This is a genomic window from Robertkochia marina, assembly GCF_004799345.1.
Classification (GTDB): Bacteria; Bacteroidota; Bacteroidia; order Flavobacteriales; family Flavobacteriaceae; genus Robertkochia; species Robertkochia marina.
Map to the genome: position 1 here is coordinate 475,655 of NZ_SSMC01000003.1, position 19,718 is coordinate 495,372.

23 protein-coding genes and 1 tRNA gene are annotated in these 19,718 nt (G+C 43.3%); 15 read left to right on the forward strand and 9 right to left on the reverse strand.

What is annotated here, in order from left to right:
* Positions 1-52 precede the first annotated feature (52 nt).
* The 4 genes from E7Z59_RS12705 to E7Z59_RS12720 all read left to right on the forward strand — a co-directional run bounded on the left by E7Z59_RS12705 (position 53) and on the right by E7Z59_RS12720 (position 2,349).
* Positions 53-418: a hypothetical protein gene (locus E7Z59_RS12705; protein ID WP_136336713.1), complete on the forward strand. Its 366-nt coding sequence runs from the start codon at positions 53-55 to the stop codon at positions 416-418.
* 58 nt (positions 419-476) lie between these two features.
* Entirely contained in the window at positions 477-791 is a 315-nt protein-coding gene (locus E7Z59_RS12710) for a DUF3784 domain-containing protein (RefSeq protein WP_136336714.1), read from the forward strand.
* Between the two features lie 356 nt (positions 792-1,147).
* Entirely contained in the window at positions 1,148-1,870 is a 723-nt protein-coding gene (locus E7Z59_RS12715) for a hypothetical protein (RefSeq protein WP_136336715.1), read from the forward strand.
* 86 nt (positions 1,871-1,956) lie between these two features.
* Entirely contained in the window at positions 1,957-2,349 is a 393-nt protein-coding gene (locus tag E7Z59_RS12720; protein ID WP_136336716.1) for a hypothetical protein, read from the forward strand.
* An 88-nt stretch (positions 2,350-2,437) separates the two neighbouring features.
* Here the strand turns inward: E7Z59_RS12720 and E7Z59_RS12725 are convergent.
* Positions 2,438-2,511, reverse strand: a tRNA-Met gene (locus E7Z59_RS12725).
* 157 nt (positions 2,512-2,668) lie between these two features.
* Between E7Z59_RS12725 and E7Z59_RS12730 the strand changes: the two genes are divergently transcribed.
* Together E7Z59_RS12730 and E7Z59_RS12735 are read left to right on the forward strand one after the other, a co-directional pair.
* Positions 2,669-3,052, forward strand: a complete 384-nt coding sequence (locus E7Z59_RS12730; RefSeq protein ID WP_136336717.1) for an START-like domain-containing protein — start codon at positions 2,669-2,671, stop codon at positions 3,050-3,052.
* 56 nt (positions 3,053-3,108) lie between these two features.
* A complete protein-coding gene (locus tag E7Z59_RS12735; protein ID WP_136336924.1) occupies positions 3,109-3,960 on the forward strand; it encodes an aminotransferase class IV in 852 nt (283 codons plus the stop codon).
* 14 nt (positions 3,961-3,974) lie between these two features.
* Here E7Z59_RS12735 and E7Z59_RS12740 read toward each other — a convergent pair whose 3' ends face one another.
* The 5 genes from E7Z59_RS12740 to E7Z59_RS12760 all read right to left on the reverse strand — a co-directional run bounded on the left by E7Z59_RS12740 (position 3,975) and on the right by E7Z59_RS12760 (position 8,532).
* On the reverse strand, positions 3,975-4,535 hold the full coding sequence (locus E7Z59_RS12740) for a YqgE/AlgH family protein (RefSeq protein ID WP_136336718.1): 561 nt from the start codon (positions 4,533-4,535) through the stop codon (positions 3,975-3,977).
* A gap of 144 nt (positions 4,536-4,679) precedes the next feature.
* Positions 4,680-4,952 carry an HU family DNA-binding protein gene (locus E7Z59_RS12745; RefSeq protein WP_136336719.1) on the reverse strand — a complete coding sequence of 91 codons (273 nt, stop codon included), beginning with the start codon at positions 4,950-4,952 and terminating at the stop codon, positions 4,680-4,682.
* Between the two features lie 187 nt (positions 4,953-5,139).
* Positions 5,140-6,090 carry a methionyl-tRNA formyltransferase gene (gene fmt / locus E7Z59_RS12750; protein ID WP_136336720.1) on the reverse strand — a complete coding sequence of 317 codons (951 nt, stop codon included), beginning with the start codon at positions 6,088-6,090 and terminating at the stop codon, positions 5,140-5,142.
* Positions 6,087-7,988, reverse strand: a complete 1,902-nt coding sequence (locus tag E7Z59_RS12755) for a RecQ family ATP-dependent DNA helicase (protein ID WP_136336721.1) — start codon at positions 7,986-7,988, stop codon at positions 6,087-6,089. Before E7Z59_RS12755 ends, fmt begins: the two co-directional genes overlap by 4 nt.
* A 1-nt stretch (position 7,989) precedes the next feature.
* On the reverse strand, positions 7,990-8,532 hold the full coding sequence (locus E7Z59_RS12760) for an AAA family ATPase (RefSeq protein ID WP_136336722.1): 543 nt from the start codon (positions 8,530-8,532) through the stop codon (positions 7,990-7,992).
* A gap of 88 nt (positions 8,533-8,620) precedes the next feature.
* Between E7Z59_RS12760 and E7Z59_RS12765 the strand changes: the two genes are divergently transcribed.
* The 3 genes from E7Z59_RS12765 (at position 8,621) to murA (ending at position 10,987) form a co-directional block, all read left to right on the forward strand.
* Positions 8,621-8,911, forward strand: a complete 291-nt coding sequence (locus tag E7Z59_RS12765; protein WP_136336723.1) for a DUF493 family protein — start codon at positions 8,621-8,623, stop codon at positions 8,909-8,911.
* Positions 8,912-8,998: 87 nt separating this feature from the next.
* Positions 8,999-9,658 (forward strand): DUF4290 domain-containing protein, encoded by a 660-nt coding sequence (locus tag E7Z59_RS12770; RefSeq protein ID WP_136336724.1) that lies wholly within the window; start codon positions 8,999-9,001, stop codon positions 9,656-9,658.
* A gap of 18 nt (positions 9,659-9,676) precedes the next feature.
* A complete protein-coding gene (murA, locus tag E7Z59_RS12775) occupies positions 9,677-10,987 on the forward strand; it encodes a UDP-N-acetylglucosamine 1-carboxyvinyltransferase (protein WP_136336725.1) in 1,311 nt (436 codons plus the stop codon).
* 213 nt (positions 10,988-11,200) lie between these two features.
* Here the strand turns inward: murA and E7Z59_RS12780 are convergent, their stop codons facing one another.
* Positions 11,201-12,631, reverse strand: coding sequence for an amidohydrolase (locus tag E7Z59_RS12780; RefSeq protein WP_136336726.1), 1,431 nt, complete (start codon positions 12,629-12,631; stop codon positions 11,201-11,203).
* A 184-nt stretch (positions 12,632-12,815) separates the two neighbouring features.
* Between E7Z59_RS12780 and pyrR the strand changes: the two genes are divergently transcribed.
* The 6 genes from pyrR to E7Z59_RS12810 all read left to right on the forward strand — a co-directional run bounded on the left by pyrR (position 12,816) and on the right by E7Z59_RS12810 (position 16,847).
* The gene (gene pyrR, locus E7Z59_RS12785) at positions 12,816-13,355 is read left to right on the forward strand and encodes a bifunctional pyr operon transcriptional regulator/uracil phosphoribosyltransferase PyrR (protein WP_136336727.1); all 540 of its coding nucleotides are present in this window, start codon (positions 12,816-12,818) and stop codon (positions 13,353-13,355) included.
* A gap of 11 nt (positions 13,356-13,366) precedes the next feature.
* Complete coding sequence (locus E7Z59_RS12790) at positions 13,367-14,296, forward strand: aspartate carbamoyltransferase catalytic subunit (RefSeq protein ID WP_136336728.1); 930 nt, start codon at positions 13,367-13,369, stop codon at positions 14,294-14,296.
* A 4-nt stretch (positions 14,297-14,300) separates the two neighbouring features.
* Entirely contained in the window at positions 14,301-14,633 is a 333-nt protein-coding gene (locus E7Z59_RS12795) for a ribonuclease Z (protein WP_136336729.1), read from the forward strand.
* Positions 14,634-14,675: 42 nt separating this feature from the next.
* Positions 14,676-15,581 carry a ribonuclease Z gene (locus E7Z59_RS12800; protein WP_136336730.1) on the forward strand — a complete coding sequence of 302 codons (906 nt, stop codon included), beginning with the start codon at positions 14,676-14,678 and terminating at the stop codon, positions 15,579-15,581.
* Between the two features lie 12 nt (positions 15,582-15,593).
* Complete coding sequence (gene pdxH, locus E7Z59_RS12805; RefSeq protein ID WP_136336731.1) at positions 15,594-16,247, forward strand: pyridoxamine 5'-phosphate oxidase; 654 nt, start codon at positions 15,594-15,596, stop codon at positions 16,245-16,247.
* Positions 16,248-16,352: 105 nt separating this feature from the next.
* A complete protein-coding gene (locus tag E7Z59_RS12810; protein ID WP_136336732.1) occupies positions 16,353-16,847 on the forward strand; it encodes a CAP domain-containing protein in 495 nt (164 codons plus the stop codon).
* Between the two features lie 26 nt (positions 16,848-16,873).
* Here the strand turns inward: E7Z59_RS12810 and E7Z59_RS12815 are convergent, their stop codons facing one another.
* Positions 16,874-18,781 carry an OmpA family protein gene (locus E7Z59_RS12815; RefSeq protein WP_136336925.1) on the reverse strand — a complete coding sequence of 636 codons (1,908 nt, stop codon included), beginning with the start codon at positions 18,779-18,781 and terminating at the stop codon, positions 16,874-16,876.
* A 12-nt stretch (positions 18,782-18,793) separates the two neighbouring features.
* A complete protein-coding gene (locus E7Z59_RS12820; RefSeq protein WP_136336733.1) occupies positions 18,794-19,717 on the reverse strand; it encodes a PorP/SprF family type IX secretion system membrane protein in 924 nt (307 codons plus the stop codon).
* Position 19,718 lies beyond the last annotated feature (1 nt).

Here is a 19,718-nt window from a genome sequence, read left to right on the forward strand (position 1 = left end):
TTCTGCTCTGAAAGTGAAATGACACCGACTTTAACCACTAAAAAACTGAACTATGAAAAACATCTTCCTATTCCTGGCTATCGTCCTTTTATCTTTTAGCATCGGTTGTTCCGGCTTCCCTCAAAAAATGAAGTATGTCAGTAACTTAAAACAAGTTTTAACTGAAACCCATGGCCTCAATGAGGTTGAAGTGAACCTGCACAATAACTCAGAGCTTTTGATCATTATTAAGGATGAAGAATTTACAGGGCTTAGCAGTTTGGAGAAAAAACAACTTTCCCTGGAGATCGGCAGGCTGGTGACTGATTTTACCGGGGAGGCTGTAGCGCTTACCAATGGAGAGGTGCAATTTAAGTTTGAGAAGGAACTTGGAATAACCAGGGTAAGCAGTTCAGATACCTATGCGATGTTCCCTTAAAACTTAAGCGATCTGTGTGTTAGGAAAACTTCTGAAATAGATTGAAACAATAGAAAATATGATATTGGTGGCAATTCTTTTTATCGTGCTGGGCGTATTAGTTAAAAACGGAAAGGCCTACAATCTGATTGCAGGGTATAATACCCTGAGTCCTGAAGAAAAGGCAAAAGTTGATATCAAAGGTATCTCAGTTGTCTTTAGAAATGCCATGTTCGGCATGGCTGTTATCATTGCAGCAGGCAGTTTGTTATCTTACTGGCTTGGCGATCCTGCCATTGAATGGTATGGGTTAATAATCGCGGTTGTTATCGGGGTGCCCTACCTGCTTGTTAAAGCCAATTCAGATAAATACAAAAAGGAGGAAATAGAATAACCACAGTATCCTTGTTTTTAGCAGCCATTTATTAGTAGCTATTTGTAGATCAGTAATAGGAACAACTGCCATTAAAATTTTGACGTAAAGCACTATATTTTTTAGAATTAAATCTATATATTCGAAAGGCTAACTGCCTGACACGTATTGTGCTGAAGGTGATGTAGAGCCGTTTTAGACGATTAAATATGGCTCAATTTTTAAAAGCACTTCCTTATCTGACTTTTGTTTTCATTTTGAATTTATGTTCAAAAACTAATGAAACATCTGAGCTGGCTAATCTCGGTCAGAATAACCAATTGGTAACCGGTTACGATATTCTGAAAATTTCTTCAACTACAAGTCGAAACGATTTAATGTTAGGCACCAAGGTAACCTACTTTGATAACAACAAAAAGAGTCTCGACAGTGTCTTTGATGAAAATGGAGTGTTTAAATCCGGAAATGTATATTCATACAACGTTACCGGGTTAGTGGAGGAGATAGTGAAATACGACCAGCAAGGCGATGTAATGTCGGTAAACCGGATAGTCTATGAAAATGGGGATATCATTGAACTGCAATGGTCGGAGAATGCCATAAGCGGTATTACTACCCGAATAGACAAAGTTTCTTATACTTCTTCACAAATAATCGTAGAACGATTTGATGAGAATAATAACAAGACGTATGAACTTCAATATGGGCTAAATGCTGATGGGATGATTTATAAACAAGATAATGGACAAACCCAGATAGAAGTGATTTATATGGAAGGGCTTCCACTGAGCAAGACCATCACTACCAGTTCCGGAACTCAAACTGTAGCCTATGACTATTTGAATGATCCGCTTCCCAAAGATCCCTGGATTACGATCAGGAAGAATCAATTTGGGTCGTTTAACAATCAATTGATCTTTCATTTTGATGGAGGGCTTTTTAGTATGGAAAGTATCGTAGACCTGAAAAAATACCTTTCATCATACTCCGGTAAGCAGTTCCTCTATGAATTCGACGAAAATCAGCTGCCGGTCAGGATTGAAGAAATCAATGGCACCACTAAGGTGATTAGAGTTATCAAATACAAAGAGAAGGTTTAGCATTCTTCAATATACAGGATATAGCAGCAGTCACAGTATTGCCTGATATACCTATACATATTAATCTATTTAAATCAAATTGCACCATGAGATATTTATTGTTTGCACTAGTGATCATTACCTTTTCCTCCTGCACTAAGGATGATGATCCGGGAGATGTAGACCCGATAATTGGTACCTGGCAGTACATTTATCGCCTGGATTCGAATGAAGAATTTTTTGCTACTCCATGCCAGAAGAAAGGGCGATATGTATTTTATGCAGATGGTTCGCTATTAATGAAGGGCTATAGGTTGAATAATGAAGATGTATGCATAGATGCTGGCACTAATTCCGGAAGCTGGAAGAACCTTGAGTTTGAAACCTATGAAATACAGATTAATGTGGATTCCGGAGTTATAAGGATAAGCTTTCCAGATAACGATAAGATGAGAATATATGAATCGGAGACGGATTATTCAGAATACCAAAGGCTGTGATAGGCTGCAGAACAACAGGTGATTTCACCTATGTTGTACCCGCCAAATAAAAAAGGCTTCCGATCTCTCGAAAGCCTTTTGTTTGTTGTAGCGAGGACGGGATTTGAACCCGTGGCCTCCGGGTTATGAATCCGACGCTCTAACCAACTGAGCTACCTCGCCATTCCGTAGGGCTAAGAGTTGTTTTTCTTAGCGGGTGCAAATATAAAAACAATATTACCTTGTACAAACTAAAGTCAAAAAAATATTTTCATCGTAATTTATATTGTGGTTCTGTAGAAATAATTATATTGACCCACAAGAATCAACTAATTAACCTATGGAAGATAAGATCAAATACGAGATGGAATTCCCTATCCATTCATCTCCCTCACTGTTATATCAGTATATAGCCACTCCCTCCGGTTTGTCTGAATGGTTTGCCGATAATGTAAACTCAAGAGGCGAACTTTTCACCTTTATCTGGGACGACTCAGAGGAGAAGGCTAAGGTGCTCCGAAAGAAAAGCGGAGAGCTGATCAAGTTCAGGTGGCTGGAGTCTGAAGACGACTCTTTTTTTGAAATGAAGATCGTGGTCGATGAGATCACCAAAGACGTTTCATTGATGGTTACCGACTTTACGGAAGAGGATGAAATGGATGAAGCTAAAATGCTTTGGGAGAATCAGATCTCCGATCTAAAACACGTGTTAGGATCGGTTTAGGAAACCTGACCCAATACCAGTATATTTGTGCCTTGAAAACTTTCAAGGCATTTTTTATGGTAAATTTTAATGGGGTAGTTCTTGATGATGAAGCCGTTTTTTTAAATGAAAAGAACAGAGGACTTCGATATGGAGATGCTGTTTTTGAAACCTTAAGGGCTCATGCCGGTAAGGTGTTGTTTTGGGAAGATCACTACCTGCGGCTCATGGCATCCATGCGAATATTGCGCATGGAGATCCCGATGGAATTTACCATGGAATTTCTTGAAGCGAAAATCCTGGAGACCCTTGAAAAGAACCGGGTTCATCAAAAAACGGCCCGAATACGATTAACGGTATTCAGAAAGAATGGCGGGTTGTATACTCCAAAAGACCGGGGGGTAGACTATATCATAGAAACTTCAGAACTGGAGAATCCGTTTTACCTGATCGATCGGGAACGATCCTATGAGGTAGAGCTTTTCAAAGATCATTATATAGCACCCGGTTTGTTGAGTACCATCAAATCAAATAACCGTGCAGTGAATGTACTTGCAGGGATCTATGCTGAGGAGAATGAATATGACAACTGTTTGTTGCTCAATACTGAAAAGAAAGTTGCTGAGGCCCTGAACGGAAACCTGTTTTTGGTAAAGGGCGGTACGATAAAAACGCCGCCTTTGAGTGATGGTGCTCTGAACGGGATCCTGCGAAAAAAACTTATTGATATCATCGGGAAAACTGAAGACCTCACCCTGGAAGAAGCTTCCATTTCACCTTTTGAACTCCAGAAAGCCGATGAGCTTTTTATCACCAACGTGATCAGTGGTATCATTCCTGTAAGGAAATACCGTAAAAAAGAATACGAAATAGAAGTAAGTAAAATGCTTTTGGGTCGCCTGAACGCTCAGGTACGCCTTTTGGGATAGCGCAAAAGATCAGTTTAGTTTAGGGATGGATTTTCAGGAGCATTCGACCAGATAATGTAATCGCCTCCAAGTTCTAACATTTTCTCTTTCCAGAAGTGCAAGGTAGATTTTTTAATGATGCTGCTCTTGTAGTCATTTTCTGAAACTACCCAGGAGTTAGAACCCAGCTCACGTTCCAGCTGCATGTTCTCCCATCCGGAATACCCAAGGAAAAACTTAATGTCTTCCTCTCTGATGGCACCGTTATTGATCAGGTCAATGATGGTTTCAAAATCACCACCCCAATAGATGCCGTTAGAAATTTCAATACTGTTCTCGATCAACTCCGGGACCTTGTGGATAAAATAGAGGTTATCCTGTTCAACGGGGCCTCCGTTGAATACCTTAAATGACTTTTTAATATCAGGAACGAGTTCGTTGAGTCTGAATTCAAGGGGCTTGTTCAAGATGAATCCAATTGACCCTTCCTGGTTGTGCTCAGCCAGAAGCACAACAGACCTGTTGAAAGCTACATCGCCAATAATGGAAGGTTCGGCAATGAGCAAATGGCCTTTCTTTGGAGTTAAAGAAACCATAAGCCCTTGATTTTGAATAGTTACATTCTTAAATATAATAACTTTCTATGAAATGAAAATAATCAGTAAGAAAAAATTATACAATTTGGGTGTAAAGCAAAAAAAAAGCGCCCATTGGGCGCTTTTCTTTTTTATAGAATAAGATTAGTTTACTGCGCTAGAAAGTTCAGCACCTGCCTTAAATTTCACTACATTTTTAGCAGCGATCTTGATAGTAGCTCCCGTTTGTGGGTTTCTACCTTCTCTGGCAGATCTTTTAGATACAGACCAGGATCCGAAACCTACCAGAGAAACTCTTCCACCTTTCTTAAGGGTACCTTCAACGTTACCTAGAAATGATTCAAGTGCTTTCTTAGCAGCAGCTTTAGTGATTCCTGCATCTGCAGCCATTGCATCGATTAATTCTGTTTTGTTCATAATTTAAAGATTTTACAAATAGATTGGTTAAACATTTATTCTAATCGTTTCACAAATTTAATCGGAAATCCTTGCCATGCAAGTAATAGCAAGGAAAACGGCGAAATTTGTTGATAACTTCAGATTATTGTTAATAAAGTAAGCCTTTTTTTACGAAAATACGCTTAATAGTACTGTTTATAAGGGTTTAGCTAAACATAGCCCCTTCATTTAACTGCATGCCGTTCAATAAGTCTTTGACTGCCATCCGTTTCTTCCCCGGCAATTGTAATTCAAGTACCTCCAACCATTGATCTTTGGTGGCTGCCAGAAGCTGTTTGTTTTCAACTTTCAGGCTTCCTGCCGGAGCGGTAGCGGGTTTTTCAGTGAGTGCAGCAGCATAGATCTTTACGGGAGCGGACTTACCGTCCTGTTCAAAATGGCACCAGGCGCCGGGATACGGACTTAGACCTCTTACAAGGTTATGAATAGTTTCGGCCGATGTCTCCCAATTGATCTTACAGTTCTCTTTGTTTAGTTTATAAGCCTTTTTCTCCTGGTCTCCTTTTGGCTGTAATTGGGTAGAAACGGCTCCTGAGGTTATCAGGTTCAAGGTCTTAATAACGAGTTCTGCCCCGATCTTCATTAAATGGTCGTGAAGTTCACCGGCATTCATTTGAGGGGTTATGTTTGTAGTCTCCTGCAGGATCACAGCTCCGGTGTCAATTTTCTCATCGATGAAAAAAGTGGTAACTCCGGTTTGGGTTTCCCCGTTGATCAAGGCCCAGTTTATGGGGGCGGCACCCCTGTATTCGGGCAGGAGAGAGGCGTGAAGGTTAAAGGTGCCGTATTCCGGCATGGCCCAAACAGCTTCGGGCAACATTCTGAAGGCTACCACCACCTGTAGGTTTGCCTGTAATGATCGTAATGTTTCCAGGAATTCAGGATCTTTCAGGTTGGTGGGTTGTAAGACGTTCAGATCCTTGCTTAAGGCAAATTTCTTTACCGCCGGCATTTGCAGCTTTCGCCCGCGTCCGGCAGGACGGTCAGGGGCGGTTATCACGCCGACTACTTCATGGCCTGCTTCCAGGATGCTTTTGAGGGTCTCCACGGCGAAATCGGGGGTACCCATAAATACGATTCTCAGTTTTCGCTTCATTTGATGTAATATTCGTTCTTTTGATTGCGACTAATTTCTTCTTCTTGCAGCATAGTGTGTAACGCATGGAGGACCTTATCTTCCGGAACACCCAGGTGTTCAACCAATGCCCTTGAGCTCATAGGTCCTTTTGAAAGTGTATGTATCACCACTTTTCGTACCATGTTTATATCGCGTTCGCCTTTAGCTGTTTTTTGTTTGCTGCAATTCGAGCAATTGCCGCAGCTTGAGGCTGTTTTTTGACCAAAGTATTCACTGAGGTACCGGCTCAGGCAGGTATCAGTATCCAGAAATGAGCGTACATGCGCTATACGTTCTATTTTATTTTTACGCTGGATGTCAATATCGCGGGCAATACTGTTAATGGTATGGTGATCTTCCCTGGGTTGTAAAAAGGTAATACTGGTATCGGCATTGACCACCTTGAGCTCAATGAGCTCATCGGTAGCCAATTGATGCAGCATAGCCGTGATTCGCTTTTCTTCCATACCCGTTTTGGTAGCCAGTAACCTGGTGTTTACAGCCGTCATAATGTCAAATACCCCGCCATAGGTTCTCAGAATAAGTTGTATAAGCCCTTCATAGGAAGGATTCCGGTCCATATAATGAAATAACTTATGATTATTCACGGTGAATTGAAGACTGACCGATCTTCTGAATTGTTCACTCAACCGAATTACAGAGTTGCGGTCTAACAGCTGGAGTCCGTTGTAGGCCGCAACAGGGTTCAGCTGATAGGTATGGCAAAAGGAGTTGAAGTTTATCTGAAAAGTTTCTCCGCTTCCATCTCCATAGGCTATCTGCAGGAAATTACACAGTTTATTATAGAGCAGACCGATAAATTTGCGGTCGGGAATGGTTTTTACAAATTGGTTTTCCAGGGTTTCCAGGTCGGCATCGTTGTACAGTAACATGGCCCATGATTCTTTGCCGTCTCTTCCGGCCCTGCCGGACTCCTGGAAATAATTTTCAAGAGAATCAGGAAGATCGGCATGTATCACACAGCGAACATCTGCTTTGTCTATGCCCATTCCAAAGGCATTGGTGGCTACCATGACCCTGACTTTCCCTTCCAGCCAATCCTCCAGTTTTGACTTTTTTTCTTCCGCAGAAAGTCCTCCGTGAAAAAAGGCGGCCGAGATACCACGTTGGTTAAGTTCCTGGGAAAGGGTGACACTTTTTTTTCTGCTTCTGATATATACGATGCCACTGCCTGATAGCTTATGGAAGATCCTGCTTATCTCGTAATGTTTATCATGACAAGGTCTGATCCAATAACGCAGGTTTGCTCTTTCAAAAGAAGCACTAAAGGTGGGGGCTTCGGTTATATGGAGATTCTCTTTAATGTCTTTTACCACCTCAGGGGTAGCTGTTGCGGTAAGCGCTACCAGAGGAATGTTGGGGAACATGTCTTTTAAAATGCCACAGCTCCTGTAGGCCGGTCGGAAGTCGTTTCCCCATTGTGAAATACAATGCGCTTCATCAATGGCGATCAGGTTTACCGGCATTTGCCTGATACGTTCTGTGATCAGTTCCTGCTGAAGGCGTTCGGGTGACAGGTACAGAAACTTGTAATTGCCGTAAATGGCATTGTCAAGCCGGTCGTTCAATTCGCTGTAGGAAATACCACCGGTAATAGCCAGAGCCTTAACACCCCGCTCTTTGAGTTGCTTTACCTGGTCATTGATCAGTGCAACCAGCGGAGAAATAACGATGCAAATACCCTCTTTGCTTAAAGCAGGTACCTGGTAACATACAGACTTGCCTCCTCCGGTTGGTAGGAGCACCAGGGCGTTCTCCCCATTGTTTATGTGGGTGATGATCTGCTTTTGGGGAGGACGAAAAGAATTGTATCCCCAATAGGATCTCAATACCTTTTCGGGGGATATGGTTTCCATTTTAAAGTAAATTATTGATGATGAATTCGGTGCGGCTTTCAGGGGTGCCGGTGGGGACCTCTGTTAAATGATAACCGAAGCGGCTGTAGGTTCGCTCCAGGTGTTCGTGAATTCTTTTTGCCTGGTCAAAGTTCTCATACCGTTCGTTGTCTGAAATGTATATATCCTCCCAGGGAGGAAGCAGGAACACCTGGTCATATAGGTGTTCTTTACAGGCTTCTTCAAATAATGCCGGATAATCGTCTCCGATGTAATCAAGGTAAGCCACTACGTCGGGAATTCCACGGTCAAAAAAGACCAGGTTTTTGGTGAGGTTCAGGGATTCAATAAACTGATTGACCCGACCCTCCAGCAGTTTTTTACTGAATAGCAGGGGATCGGTTAAAAACAATTGTTCAATACCCTGTTCTCTGGCTTCCAGGGTTACCTGTCGGGATATTTCAGGAAGGCAATGAAACTCTTTGTCTTTCAGCGTATCGATCAGAGTTGTCTTACCTGTTCCCGGACCGCCCGTCACTACTATTTTTTTAGTACTTTCTATCATAATTCCCACATGGCAAAATAACTAAATGAAATGGTAATAAAAAATACATTTGTAAGGACTATCTTTGCACTAAAAGAATTTCGTACCGATGAAAGACCCAAAAGATGTTGAAGCGTTTTATAAAAGATTACGCGATGAGTTAGAAGAAAGTACGTCATGGCCGTCTCCATATCTCTACAAATTCATTGTGCCCACCGATGCAGATAAAGTAGCTGCCATTGAGAAAAACTTTGATAATACCGGAGCGGTTATACAGAAAAAAACCTCCTCAGGAGGAAAATATACCAGTGTATCTATTGAGGTGAATATGGCCAGCCCGGAAGCCGTTATTGAAAAATACAAGGCAATTAGTACCATTGAAGGGGTAATTTCGTTGTAATTTCTGCGGGGTCCATTTATTTTTCTTATTTTCGGGGGCAGATCATACTACTTCAGATAAACTACAGATTTATAATCACTTATTATTTTGATTGACAATTTAGAATACAACAGTGAACGTCCTAAATTGATCATTCCGGAATATGGCAGACATATTCAGAAAATGGTCGATCATGCCGTTTCAATAGAAGACCGAGAAGAACGCAATAAGGTGGCTAATGCCATTATCGGGGTTATGGGGAACTTGAACCCACACCTGCGTGACGTTCCAGACTTTCAACATAAACTTTGGGATCAGTTATTTATCATCTCAGATTTTAAACTCGATGTAGATTCGCCTTACCCTACACCTACAAGGGAAATGCTCGAAGAGCGGCCGGAGCCATTAGAGTACCCGCAGAACTTTCCTAAATACCGTTTTTACGGTAATAACATAAAACGTATGATAGACGTATGTGTTTCCTGGGAAGATGGCGACCTGAAAGATGCCCTGAAATTTACCATCGCTAATCATATGAAGAAGAGTTACCTCAACTGGAACAAGGATACGGTTGAAGATGAGGTGATCTTTCAACATCTGTTCGAACTCAGCGACGGGGCGATCAACCTGGCCAAATGGGACGAAGACCTTGCTGAAAGTAAAAACCTGGTGCGTAGTAGCCACAGCCACAGCCACAGCCACAGCCACAAATCCAGCCGGGGCGGTCGAAAGCACCATGGAAAAGGACGAGGCAAAAAACGTTACTAATCACACCAATTATCAGCTATGGGAACATTTAAAATTGAGGGTGGTCACCAATTAAAAGGTGAGATCACCCCCCAGGGTGCAAAAAACGAAGCCCTGCAAATACTTTGTGCCGTGTTGCTTACTGATCAGAAAGTAACCATTCACAACATTCCGAATATCATTGACGTAAATAAATTGATCGACCTGCTCGAGAACCTGGGTGTCAAGATCCAGAAGATCGGGTCGTCTTCCTATACCTTTAAAGCCGATGACGTGCACCTGGAATACCTGCAGTCGGAGGAGTTTAAAAAAGACGGTCGAGGCTTAAGAGGTTCTATCATGTTGGTAGGGCCGCTGTTGGCTCGATTTGGTAAAGGATATATACCCAAACCGGGAGGAGATAAGATCGGGCGCAGACGATTAGATACGCATTTTGAAGGTTTTATCAAGCTGGGTGCCAAGTTCAGGTATAACCGCGAAGAGTACTTCTATGGGGTAGAGGCCAAATCCTTAAAAGGGGCTGATATGCTGCTCGATGAGGCCTCTGTAACAGGAACAGCCAATATATTAATGGCAGCCGTTTTGGCTAAAGGTACTACCACCATTTATAATGCAGCCTGTGAACCCTACTTACAGCAATTGTGTAAAATGCTGAACAGAATGGGTGCAAAGATCAGCGGCGTGGGCTCTAACCTCCTCACTATAGAAGGTGTAGAAGAGCTTGGAGGTACCGAACATACCATGCTTCCCGATATGATCGAGATCGGAAGCTGGATCGGCTTGGCTGCTATGACCAAAAGTGAGATCACAATTAAAAATGTGAGCTGGGAAAACCTGGGGCAAATACCCATGGTGTTTGAAAAATTAGGTATAAAAATAGAAAGAAGGGGAGATGATATTTTTGTGCCCGAACACAAGAAAGGGTACGAAATTCAGAATTATATTGATGGTTCGGTTTTAACCATTTCCGATGCGCCGTGGCCCGGATTTACTCCCGACCTTTTAAGTATTGTGTTAACAGTTGCTACCCAGGCAAGAGGAAGTGTTCTCATTCATCAAAAGATGTTTGAAAGCCGCCTGTTCTTTGTAGATAAATTGATCGATATGGGGGCAAAGATCATCCTTTGTGATCCGCACCGCGCTACTGTAATAGGTCACGATTTTGAATCACAACTCAAAGCGACCACCATGACCTCTCCCGATATCAGGGCAGGAGTTTCATTGCTGATCGCAGCCCTTTCTGCGCAAGGAACTTCCACCATTCACAATATAGAACAGATAGACAGAGGTTATCAGGATATTGATAGCAGACTTCGTGCTATCGGGGCAAGGATTGTTCGGGTAGACTAAGAATATTTTATAGATCATTTAAAAAAAGCCTCCCATTGGGAGGCTTTTTTTGGTTATACTGTTATACGGTTATGTGCCTTATAGTTTACTTTATTATAAACTCATCTGTCATCTACAATTCATTATTCATAACTCATAACTCATAACTCATAATTCATAACTCATAATTCATAACTCATAACTCATAATTCATAATTCATAATTCATCATCCATCATTCAATCGGCGGTCCACCTTCCGGGATCATGGCCTTGTACACATGATCGCCTTTTCTTTCCTTGAACTCCTCTTTCACCTTTTGCACCAGGGCAGGGTCTTTATAAAGGTCGATCATGGTCATACCCAGTGCTTTTGAAGCATGCATCATTCCTTTGTGGCCTATAGACATTCCTCCGCAGGCTACGACTGCCCAGGAATGCCAGGGTGTTCCTTTCGGAGCCACCGTAGCCCCCATTCTGATGGTAGGCACAACCCAGCTCACATCACCCACATCGGTACTACCCCCGCCCGGGTGTTCTTTGGTCTCTTCAAGAGGTTTGAGCTTGCTGTCAATACCCACCATAGGCTTATTCACGGCCTCCTGTATCTTTTTCGCGAAGTTGATCTCTTCAGGGGTGTAGGTGATCTCACCCAACATTTCCAGGTTTTTCTGCATGGCAGCTCCTCCCGTACGGTTCACCAAAAGTTCATAGATACCGGAAACCAGCGATAATTCATAGTCAACGTTGGCCATGATAGCAGCTCCTTCGGCCATACGTTTCACCTGTTCGTACACAGGGGTAAGTCCTTCACGCTTCGTGTCGCGAACCCGAACCCAGAGACGGGAGTAGTCAGGAACAACATTGACTACCTGGCCTCCGTCCTGTATATGGTAGTGAATACGTACGGTAGGCTTTATGTGCTCCCGGTAAAAGTTAATTCCGGTAGTATAAAGCTCCAGGGCATCTGAGGCGCTTCTTCCGTTCCAAGGGTCGCTGGAAGCGTGTGCGGCCTGCCCGTGAAATTCTACTATAAAATCTACCAGGGCCAGAGAACTCTGAACATCGGCTTTGGTTTCAGCAGAGGGGTGCCAGTCTAAACAAACGTCCAGGTCGTCAAACAATCCGGCTTCCACCATCCAGATCTTACCAAAATATTTTTCCTCTGCCGGGGTGCCGTAAAACTTCACCGTACCCTCCAGTTTTCCTTCATCCATCATTTTTTTGATGGCTACTGCCGCACCGAGGCTGGCGGTACCGAACAGATTGTGCCCGCAGCCATGACCCGCAGCTCCTTCATGCAAAGGTTCTTTAGTGGGTTGAGCCTTTTGAGAAATTCCGGGAAGGGCATCGAATTCTCCCAGGATCCCAATAACGGGTTTCCCGGAACCGTAGGTAGCTACAAATGCCGTTGGCATGCCGGCTACTCCCCGGGTTACCGTAAAACCATTTTCTTCGGCGTATTTGGCAAGCAACTCACTCGAGGTTGACTCTTCAAAGGCCACCTCTGCTGCAGCCCATATACTGTCTGAAATGGTGGTCATTTCTTGTTGCTGTTGCTCAATATGTTCAATAAGCCTGCTTTTATCCTTGTCCATTTTCTGTCCCATCACGGGGAGAACAGCCGATAAACACAGGACCGCCAGTAAATTTTTAATTTTTTTCATTATCAATAGTGGTTAATATGATTTCCTCCTAAAAATAAGAAAATGCATCAAAGAACGCCCGTTGAGAGGAAGAGAATTCTTTAAAATTTAAATGAACCTAAGGAGGCCTAAAGATGATAAGGCTATTAGCTTTGTCATTAAAAATTGATTACTTTTACATCTCGATACACTTTCTTCACAGCATATGAGTCAAAAAGTATTGCTTTCGGCCAAGGAAATAAACATCATTTTACATCGACTGGCTTGTCAACTCATAGAGAATCATCTTGACTTTAAGGATACCGTTCTGATTGGGATTCAGCCCAGGGGTGTGCGCGTTGCGGAGCGACTGAAAAGCATTCTTGAAACTGACTACCATATTAAAGAAGTAAAACTGGGCTACCTCGATATTACCTTTTTCAGAGACGATTTCAGAAGGGGAGAAAAGCCCCTGGAGGCCAATAAAACCCGGATCGATTTCCTGGTAGAAGGTAAAAAGGTGGTCTTTATTGATGATGTTCTCTATACCGGAAGAAGCATCAGGGCAGCCCTGACGGCCATTCAGAGTTTTGGCAGACCGGAAGAGATCGAGCTTCTGACCCTTATAGACAGGCGTTTCAGCCGGCATTTACCCATACAGCCTGATTATCGCGGAAGGCAGGTAGATGCCATTAATGAGGAGAAAGTGAAAGTAACCTGGAAAGAGCAGGAGGGAGAAGACACGGTATTTTTGGTAAATAAATAGTAAGTAACAGCATGAGCGAACTAAGTGTTAACCACTTGTTAGGTATAAAATACCTGAAAAGGGAAGATATCAATTTGATCTTTGAGACTGCAGATCACTTTAAGGAAGTGATCAACCGTCCGATCAAAAAAGTACCTTCCCTGCGAGATGTTACCATTGCGAACCTTTTCTTTGAGAACAGTACCCGTACCAAGCTCTCCTTCGAGCTGGCAGAAAAACGATTGTCTGCAGATGTCATTAATTTTTCGGCCTCCCAGTCTTCGGTAAAGAAAGGAGAAACCCTGATCGATACAGTGAATAATATCCTTTCAATGAAGGTTGATATGGTGGTCATGCGTCACCCCAATCCGGGGGCAGGAGTATTTCTCTCTAACCATGTCAAGGCCAGTATTATCAATGCCGGAGATGGAGCCCATGAGCACCCTACCCAGGCACTGTTGGATTCGTATTCCATCCGGGAAAAACTCGGGGAAGTGGCCGGGAAGAAGGTGGTTATAGTAGGTGATATTCTGCACTCCAGGGTAGCCCTTTCCAATATTTTTGCCCTCCAGCTGCAGGGCGCCGAGGTTATGGTTTGCGGGCCTAAGACCTTATTGCCCAAACACATTGCCTCTCTGGGGGTTAAAGTAGAGACCAATCTTAGAAAAGCCCTTGAATGGTGCGATGTGGCCAATATGTTGAGAGTGCAAAATGAAAGGATGGATATCAGCTACTTTCCGTCCACCCGTGAATATGCCCAACAATTCCAATTGAACAAAAACTTACTTGAATCTCTGGACAAAGAGATCACCATTATGCATCCCGGCCCCATAAACAGAGGGGTAGAGATCACCAGTGATGTAGCCGATTCCGGCCAGGCCATTATTCTCGATCAGGTAGAGAATGGCGTTGCCGTAAGAATGGCAGTGATCTATCTATTAGCAAGTAAAATAAAACAATAGGATTATGATAATTGACAGCAATGAAAGCACGACCCTGATCACCCAGGAAAGCATCTCGCTTCCTACCTTCAGAGAACGCCTTACAGAGGCCTACAGCAAATTTAAAAATGACAATATTATAGTGAATCTCCTGGCCTTTACGGGAATTTCAGCCGGCGATCTTATGGAACTTCATGAGCTGGCCATGGATCACCTTAATTCGGGAAAATCCTTTGTCATTGTAAACGATTCCGTGAATTACGATGAGGTGAATAATGATCTCGTGGTAGTACCTACCGTGAAGGAAGCGTATGACCTTATTGAAATGGATGAGATTGCAAGAGATCTCGATGCCTGAGTTCAATAGGAGGACTTATCAGGTGCAACTTAATCTTTCGTAATGAAGTTATTCGTACTGGGTTGTTACAGTGCTACCCCAAGAGCATACACGCATCCTACCGCTCAGGTACTCGATATAAAAAATCATCTCTTTTTGATCGACTGTGGGGAAGGAACTCAGGTGCAATTGCGGAAACAAAAGGTAAAGTTCGCACGCATTAAACACATTTTTATCTCCCATCTTCACGGAGACCATTTTTTTGGGCTTCCGGGACTCATTTCAACCTTTCGGCTCCTGGGTCGGGAGGCTCCGTTGCATATCTATGGCCCAAAAGGTATTAAAGAAGCAATTACCCTGATGCTGAAACTCGGGAAATCATGGACTAATTATCCCTTGATCTTTCACGAGCTTGAATCAACAGAATCAGAATGTGTTTTTGAAGATGAAAAAGTAGAGGTTTACACCATTCCGCTTGATCACAGAATTTATACCAACGGATTCCTGTTTCGGGAAAAACCCGGGCAGCGTAAACTAAACGTGGAGGCGGCAGAACACTACGGGGTGGAAACCTGTTATTTCAGGAATATTAAACTGGGAAAAGATATTACCCTTGATGACGGTCGTGTCATTTCTAATAAAGAGCTCAGCTTTGACCCGCCGCCGGTCAAGTCGTACGCGTTTTGCAGCGATACCAGATACAATGAGCGTATCATACCTGTTATCAAGGGGGTTGATTGGCTGTATCATGAAGCTACGTTTTTAGACGTGCATGCCGACCTTGCTTCGCCTACAGGTCATTCAACAGCTAAAGAAGCTGCAACCATTGCAAAAAAAGCCGGGGTAGGCACCCTGATTCTCGGACATTATTCTACCCGGTATGACGTCCTGGAGGCCTTTGCAGAAGAGGCTGCAGAAATATTTGAAAATACAGAGCTTGCCGATGATGGCAAGGTCTTCGAGTACTAATATTTGTCTTATATGAATAAAGGAAAAGACCTAAGTAACTACAGGAAGAATTACAGTAAATCAGAGCTGCTTGAATCTCAGGTGCCCGAAAATCCGATGCAGTTGTTTCAAACCTGGTTTCATGAGGTGGAAGACTCCGATGCCATCGATGAGGCCAATGCGATGACCGTTAGTACTTTCGGACTGGATGGATTTCCTAAAAGCAGGGTGGTACTCTTAAAAAGGTATAATGAAGAAGGTTTTATTTTTTATACGAATTATACCAGTGAAAAAGGGAAGGCCATAACGGCTAACCCCAAAGTATGCTTGTCTTTTTTCTGGCCGGTACTGGAACGCCAGGTGATCATTAAAGGAGAGGCAGAAAAGATAGTCCCCAACATGTCTGATGGGTATTTTGAGTCAAGACCCAGGGGAAGTCAACTGGGAGCTTGGGTTTCCGATCAAAGTGAGGTAGTGGCTTCCCGGGAATTTCTGGAGGAGGAATTAAAAGGTTTGGAAGAGAAGTTTGCAGGGAAGGATATTCCCAGGCCGGAACACTGGGGAGGATATTTGGTAAGACCTCTATCGATTGAATTCTGGCAGGGACGTCCGAACAGACTCCATGACAGGCTGCGATATACCCTGCAAAAGGACTGGAACTGGACGTTGGAACGTCTGGCGCCCTGATACACAACAAAATAAGGGCACTTCACATACATTAACATTTCTTTAACATATCTCTTGTAGGGTTATTACCTAATTTAGTAAGGCCAAATCTTATTAAATTAACCTATGAAAGCCCTTACCCCCAAGGGTGCAGTACTGCTGTGCCTTTATGTAATGATGGGCTGCACATTGATTTCCTGCAGTCATGACCTGGAAGAGGATCTGCACCAGGCACAGGCATTAACATTGATTAATGTAGAAGCCGAGGTGTTTGACCTTATTAATGCTCATCGTGTTGAAATCGGACTCAATCCTTTATCCGATCTTGATATCGCCTATCCTAAAGCTGCCGAACATACCGAATATATGGTGCTTACCGGCGAAGCAAGTCATCACAATTTTTACGACCGTGAAGCCTACCTTATTTCTCAGGCCGGAGCGGAGGATGTTGCAGAAAATGTAGCCAAAGCTTACGGAACGGCTGAAGGTGCTGTGAATGCCTGGTTAGGCAGTGAGGCACATAAGGCGGTTATAGAAGGAGCCTTTACACACGGATCGATTTGCGTGATGAAAGATGAGCATGGAAAATACTTTTACACCCACATTTTTGTAAAAAAATAAGACCCGGAATTTCCGGGTCTCTTTTTTTATTTCATTCGCTGTACAATGAATTCGGTACGTCGGTTGGCCTCGTGCTGAACTTCTTCGCAATTCACTCCATCGGCACATCCGTTGGTGAGTTTCTTTTCCCCAAAGCCCCTGGAGGCAATGATCCGCTCTTTTTCAAGTCCCTTGGAAATGAGGTATTCGGCGGTGGCATTTGCCCTGTCAATAGATAACTTGTCGTTATAACTGAAGCTTCCCCGGGAGTCGGTATGCGCTTCAATTTTCATAACCATATCAGGGTATTCATTGGTGAGCAGATTCACGATCTTGTCTAACTCCTTAGCGGCATCAGGTCTGATGTCATATTTGTCAAAGTCAAAGTGAATGGTGTTCAGATTAGCCAGAACACTGATATCACGAACGGGAACCAGTTGGAAATTCACGATAACTTCGGTGGCTCTTTTGCTGAGGTTATAGGTGTCAAAAAGTTTTTCTGCGGCTTCCTGGTACTTTGGGTGACCTGCGCTGATACGATACGATTTTTCACGGTCAATGTTGATCTCATAACGACCATGTGCATCAGTTTCCAAATAAGCGATCTCAAGCCCGTCCTTGTCTTTAAGGCTTAATTTGGCATTGGCAATAGGCTTGTGGTTGATAGAGTCTTTGACGAGCCCTCTTAGCATCAATGGCGGGATCTTTTCGAAATAATAGATGTCATCATTAAAAGGATCTGCCCCTCGGTTACTGGAAAAATACCCATCAAATCCGTTATCAGACATATAGAATGAGAAATCATCCATATTACTGTTTACGGGTTCACCGAGATTAACAACCTGGTCAATAGCCCCATCTTCTCCGGTAACTGTTGCGAAAATGTCAAGCATACCGTAGCCCCCGTGACCATCAGAGGAAAAGAAAAGTTTGTTTTCTCCGTTGATAAAGGGGAATAATTCATCTTCTGATGTATTTACTTTATCTCCAAGGTTTTTAATTTCCCCAAAACTCCCGTCGGCCCTTATTTCTGCTTTGTAGAGGTCGCTTTTACCAATTCCGCCCGGCATGTCGGAAGCAAAGTAAAGTGTTTTCCCGTCTGCCGATAACGCAGGGTGAGAAACAGAGTAATCTTTACCGTTTATAGAGAGGTCTGTTATTCTTTTCCAGCTGTCTTCAACCCATTCGGCTCTGTAGATCTTCAAATGGTTTACCCCCTTATCGTCTTTTCCGATCTTGTTGTCTTTATAATTATTTCGTGAAAAATACATGTATTTCCCATCGGGAGTTATGGCTAACGGCCCTTCGTGATATTTGGAATTAATACCTTCCTTCAAGGGGGTAGCTATGCCTCTGGCATCTCTCTTGAAAATGTCAAGAAAGGGTTGTTCATTCCACTTATAGACCTTTTCAGATTGATTGGTATGGGGCCTGGAGGAAACAAAATAGAGTTCTCCCTTAAATTCGTAGGCACCAAAATCGCTGTAAGATGAATTAAAGCTTACCGGGTTGATCTCGTATTTTACCCCGTTTTCAAAGAGATTCTCTGAGGTCTCATCTCTTTTCAGATCGCGGTACAATCTGCCTTCACCTCCCATTTTTTTATAGGTTTTAGCCCAGGTCATGGCTTCATCATGCCTGCCCAGGGCTCTAAGTACAAGGGCATAATTGTAATAGTATTCCGGAGGCGTGCCCTCCTGTTCTACGACCCTGGCATAATAAGTGGCTGCCTTTTCCGGGTCACGCAGGAGGAAATAGCAATCAGCCAGTTTTCTTGTGGCATAATCGCGATTATAATCATTTTCAATAAGCTCTTTATAGGTCTCTGCGGCTTCAATAAAGGCAAATTTATTGAATAGGGCATCGGCCTTTTTCTGAGTACCATATTGCGCAAGTAGTGCGCCGGGTATAAGAAGAAAGAGTATTAAACAGCTTAATGCATTATTACTTTTCATCATCATTTGTCTTTAAAAGTAACGGGGAGATTTAAACTTCGGATTCTTCAGCGACAGATCAACCAGTAAAAAGATCTCATGACTGCCGTCGGTGTAGGGTCGCAGCTCTGAAACACCAAAATCGTAGGCATACCCTATTCGTAGATTTTTGCTTACCTGGAAATCGGCAATAGCGCCAATGGCATCATCCCAGCGATAGGTGGCACCCAGCCATAACTTATCGTAGAATAAGAAATTCACGGCCGTGTCATAGGCGGTTTCTGCACCGTTGGTGGCCTTTATAAGCACAGAAGGTTTTAGCTTTACGTTCTGACCCAGATCAAAAACAAGTCCGCCGGTAAAGTAATAACTTACCCTTTCTGAAGCCACGAAGTCCTCGTTAGATAATGCGCCGCCTTTGTTGTAATTGTTGTTAAATAATCTCGGTGCTGACATTCCTACATACCACCGGTAGCTATGCCAGTAGATCCCAGCGCCCAGATTGGGACTGATCCTGTTGGAAAGGTCACGGAAAAATGGATCACCGGAGACTGAAGGGTCTGATAAAAATGATTGGTCAAGGCTAAATTGTGTAACCCCGGCCTTTAAACCGAACGCCAACTGGCTTCGTTCTCCTGTACGTATTGTATATGAAAAGTCACCGTATACGTACGAGAAATTCTCAAAACCCAGCTGATCATTAATGAATGAAAGTCCGAGTCCTACGCGGTCATTTCTCATGGGTGAGTGTATGGAGGCAGTCAGCGTTTGCGGACCGCCTTCAAAACCGCTCCATTGACTTCTGTGAAGAGCAACCACGCTAAGGCTCTCCCGTGACCCGGCATAGGCAGGGTTAATGGCAATGGTGTTATACATGTATTGGGTGAACTGTGGCAGCTGTTGCGCAAAACCACACCATGTAAAAACCAGGAAAAGGACGATTGTAATTTTTTTCATA

Coding starts and splice junctions, on each gene's coding strand:
- E7Z59_RS12705 (WP_136336713.1), top strand. CDS start 53: ATGAAAAACATCTTCCTATTCCTGGCTATCGTCCTTTTATCTTTTAGC.
- E7Z59_RS12710 (WP_136336714.1), top strand. CDS start 477: ATGATATTGGTGGCAATTCTTTTTATCGTGCTGGGCGTATTAGTTAAA.
- E7Z59_RS12715 (WP_136336715.1), top strand. CDS start 1,148: ATGTTAGGCACCAAGGTAACCTACTTTGATAACAACAAAAAGAGTCTC.
- E7Z59_RS12720 (WP_136336716.1), top strand. CDS start 1,957: ATGAGATATTTATTGTTTGCACTAGTGATCATTACCTTTTCCTCCTGC.
- E7Z59_RS12730 (WP_136336717.1), top strand. CDS start 2,669: ATGGAAGATAAGATCAAATACGAGATGGAATTCCCTATCCATTCATCT.
- E7Z59_RS12735 (WP_136336924.1), top strand. CDS start 3,109: ATGGTAAATTTTAATGGGGTAGTTCTTGATGATGAAGCCGTTTTTTTA.
- E7Z59_RS12740 (WP_136336718.1), bottom strand. CDS start 4,535: ATGGTTTCTTTAACTCCAAAGAAAGGCCATTTGCTCATTGCCGAACCT.
- E7Z59_RS12745 (WP_136336719.1), bottom strand. CDS start 4,952: ATGAACAAAACAGAATTAATCGATGCAATGGCTGCAGATGCAGGAATC.
- fmt (WP_136336720.1), bottom strand. CDS start 6,090: ATGAAGCGAAAACTGAGAATCGTATTTATGGGTACCCCCGATTTCGCC.
- E7Z59_RS12755 (WP_136336721.1), bottom strand. CDS start 7,988: ATGGAAACCATATCCCCCGAAAAGGTATTGAGATCCTATTGGGGATAC.
- E7Z59_RS12760 (WP_136336722.1), bottom strand. CDS start 8,532: ATGATAGAAAGTACTAAAAAAATAGTAGTGACGGGCGGTCCGGGAACA.
- E7Z59_RS12765 (WP_136336723.1), top strand. CDS start 8,621: ATGAAAGACCCAAAAGATGTTGAAGCGTTTTATAAAAGATTACGCGAT.
- murA (WP_136336725.1), top strand. CDS start 9,677: ATGGGAACATTTAAAATTGAGGGTGGTCACCAATTAAAAGGTGAGATC.
- E7Z59_RS12780 (WP_136336726.1), bottom strand. CDS start 12,631: ATGAAAAAAATTAAAAATTTACTGGCGGTCCTGTGTTTATCGGCTGTT.
- pyrR (WP_136336727.1), top strand. CDS start 12,816: ATGAGTCAAAAAGTATTGCTTTCGGCCAAGGAAATAAACATCATTTTA.
- E7Z59_RS12790 (WP_136336728.1), top strand. CDS start 13,367: ATGAGCGAACTAAGTGTTAACCACTTGTTAGGTATAAAATACCTGAAA.
- E7Z59_RS12795 (WP_136336729.1), top strand. CDS start 14,301: ATGATAATTGACAGCAATGAAAGCACGACCCTGATCACCCAGGAAAGC.
- E7Z59_RS12800 (WP_136336730.1), top strand. CDS start 14,676: ATGAAGTTATTCGTACTGGGTTGTTACAGTGCTACCCCAAGAGCATAC.
- pdxH (WP_136336731.1), top strand. CDS start 15,594: ATGAATAAAGGAAAAGACCTAAGTAACTACAGGAAGAATTACAGTAAA.
- E7Z59_RS12810 (WP_136336732.1), top strand. CDS start 16,353: ATGAAAGCCCTTACCCCCAAGGGTGCAGTACTGCTGTGCCTTTATGTA.
- E7Z59_RS12815 (WP_136336925.1), bottom strand. CDS start 18,781: ATGAAAAGTAATAATGCATTAAGCTGTTTAATACTCTTTCTTCTTATA.
- E7Z59_RS12820 (WP_136336733.1), bottom strand. CDS start 19,717: ATGAAAAAAATTACAATCGTCCTTTTCCTGGTTTTTACATGGTGTGGT.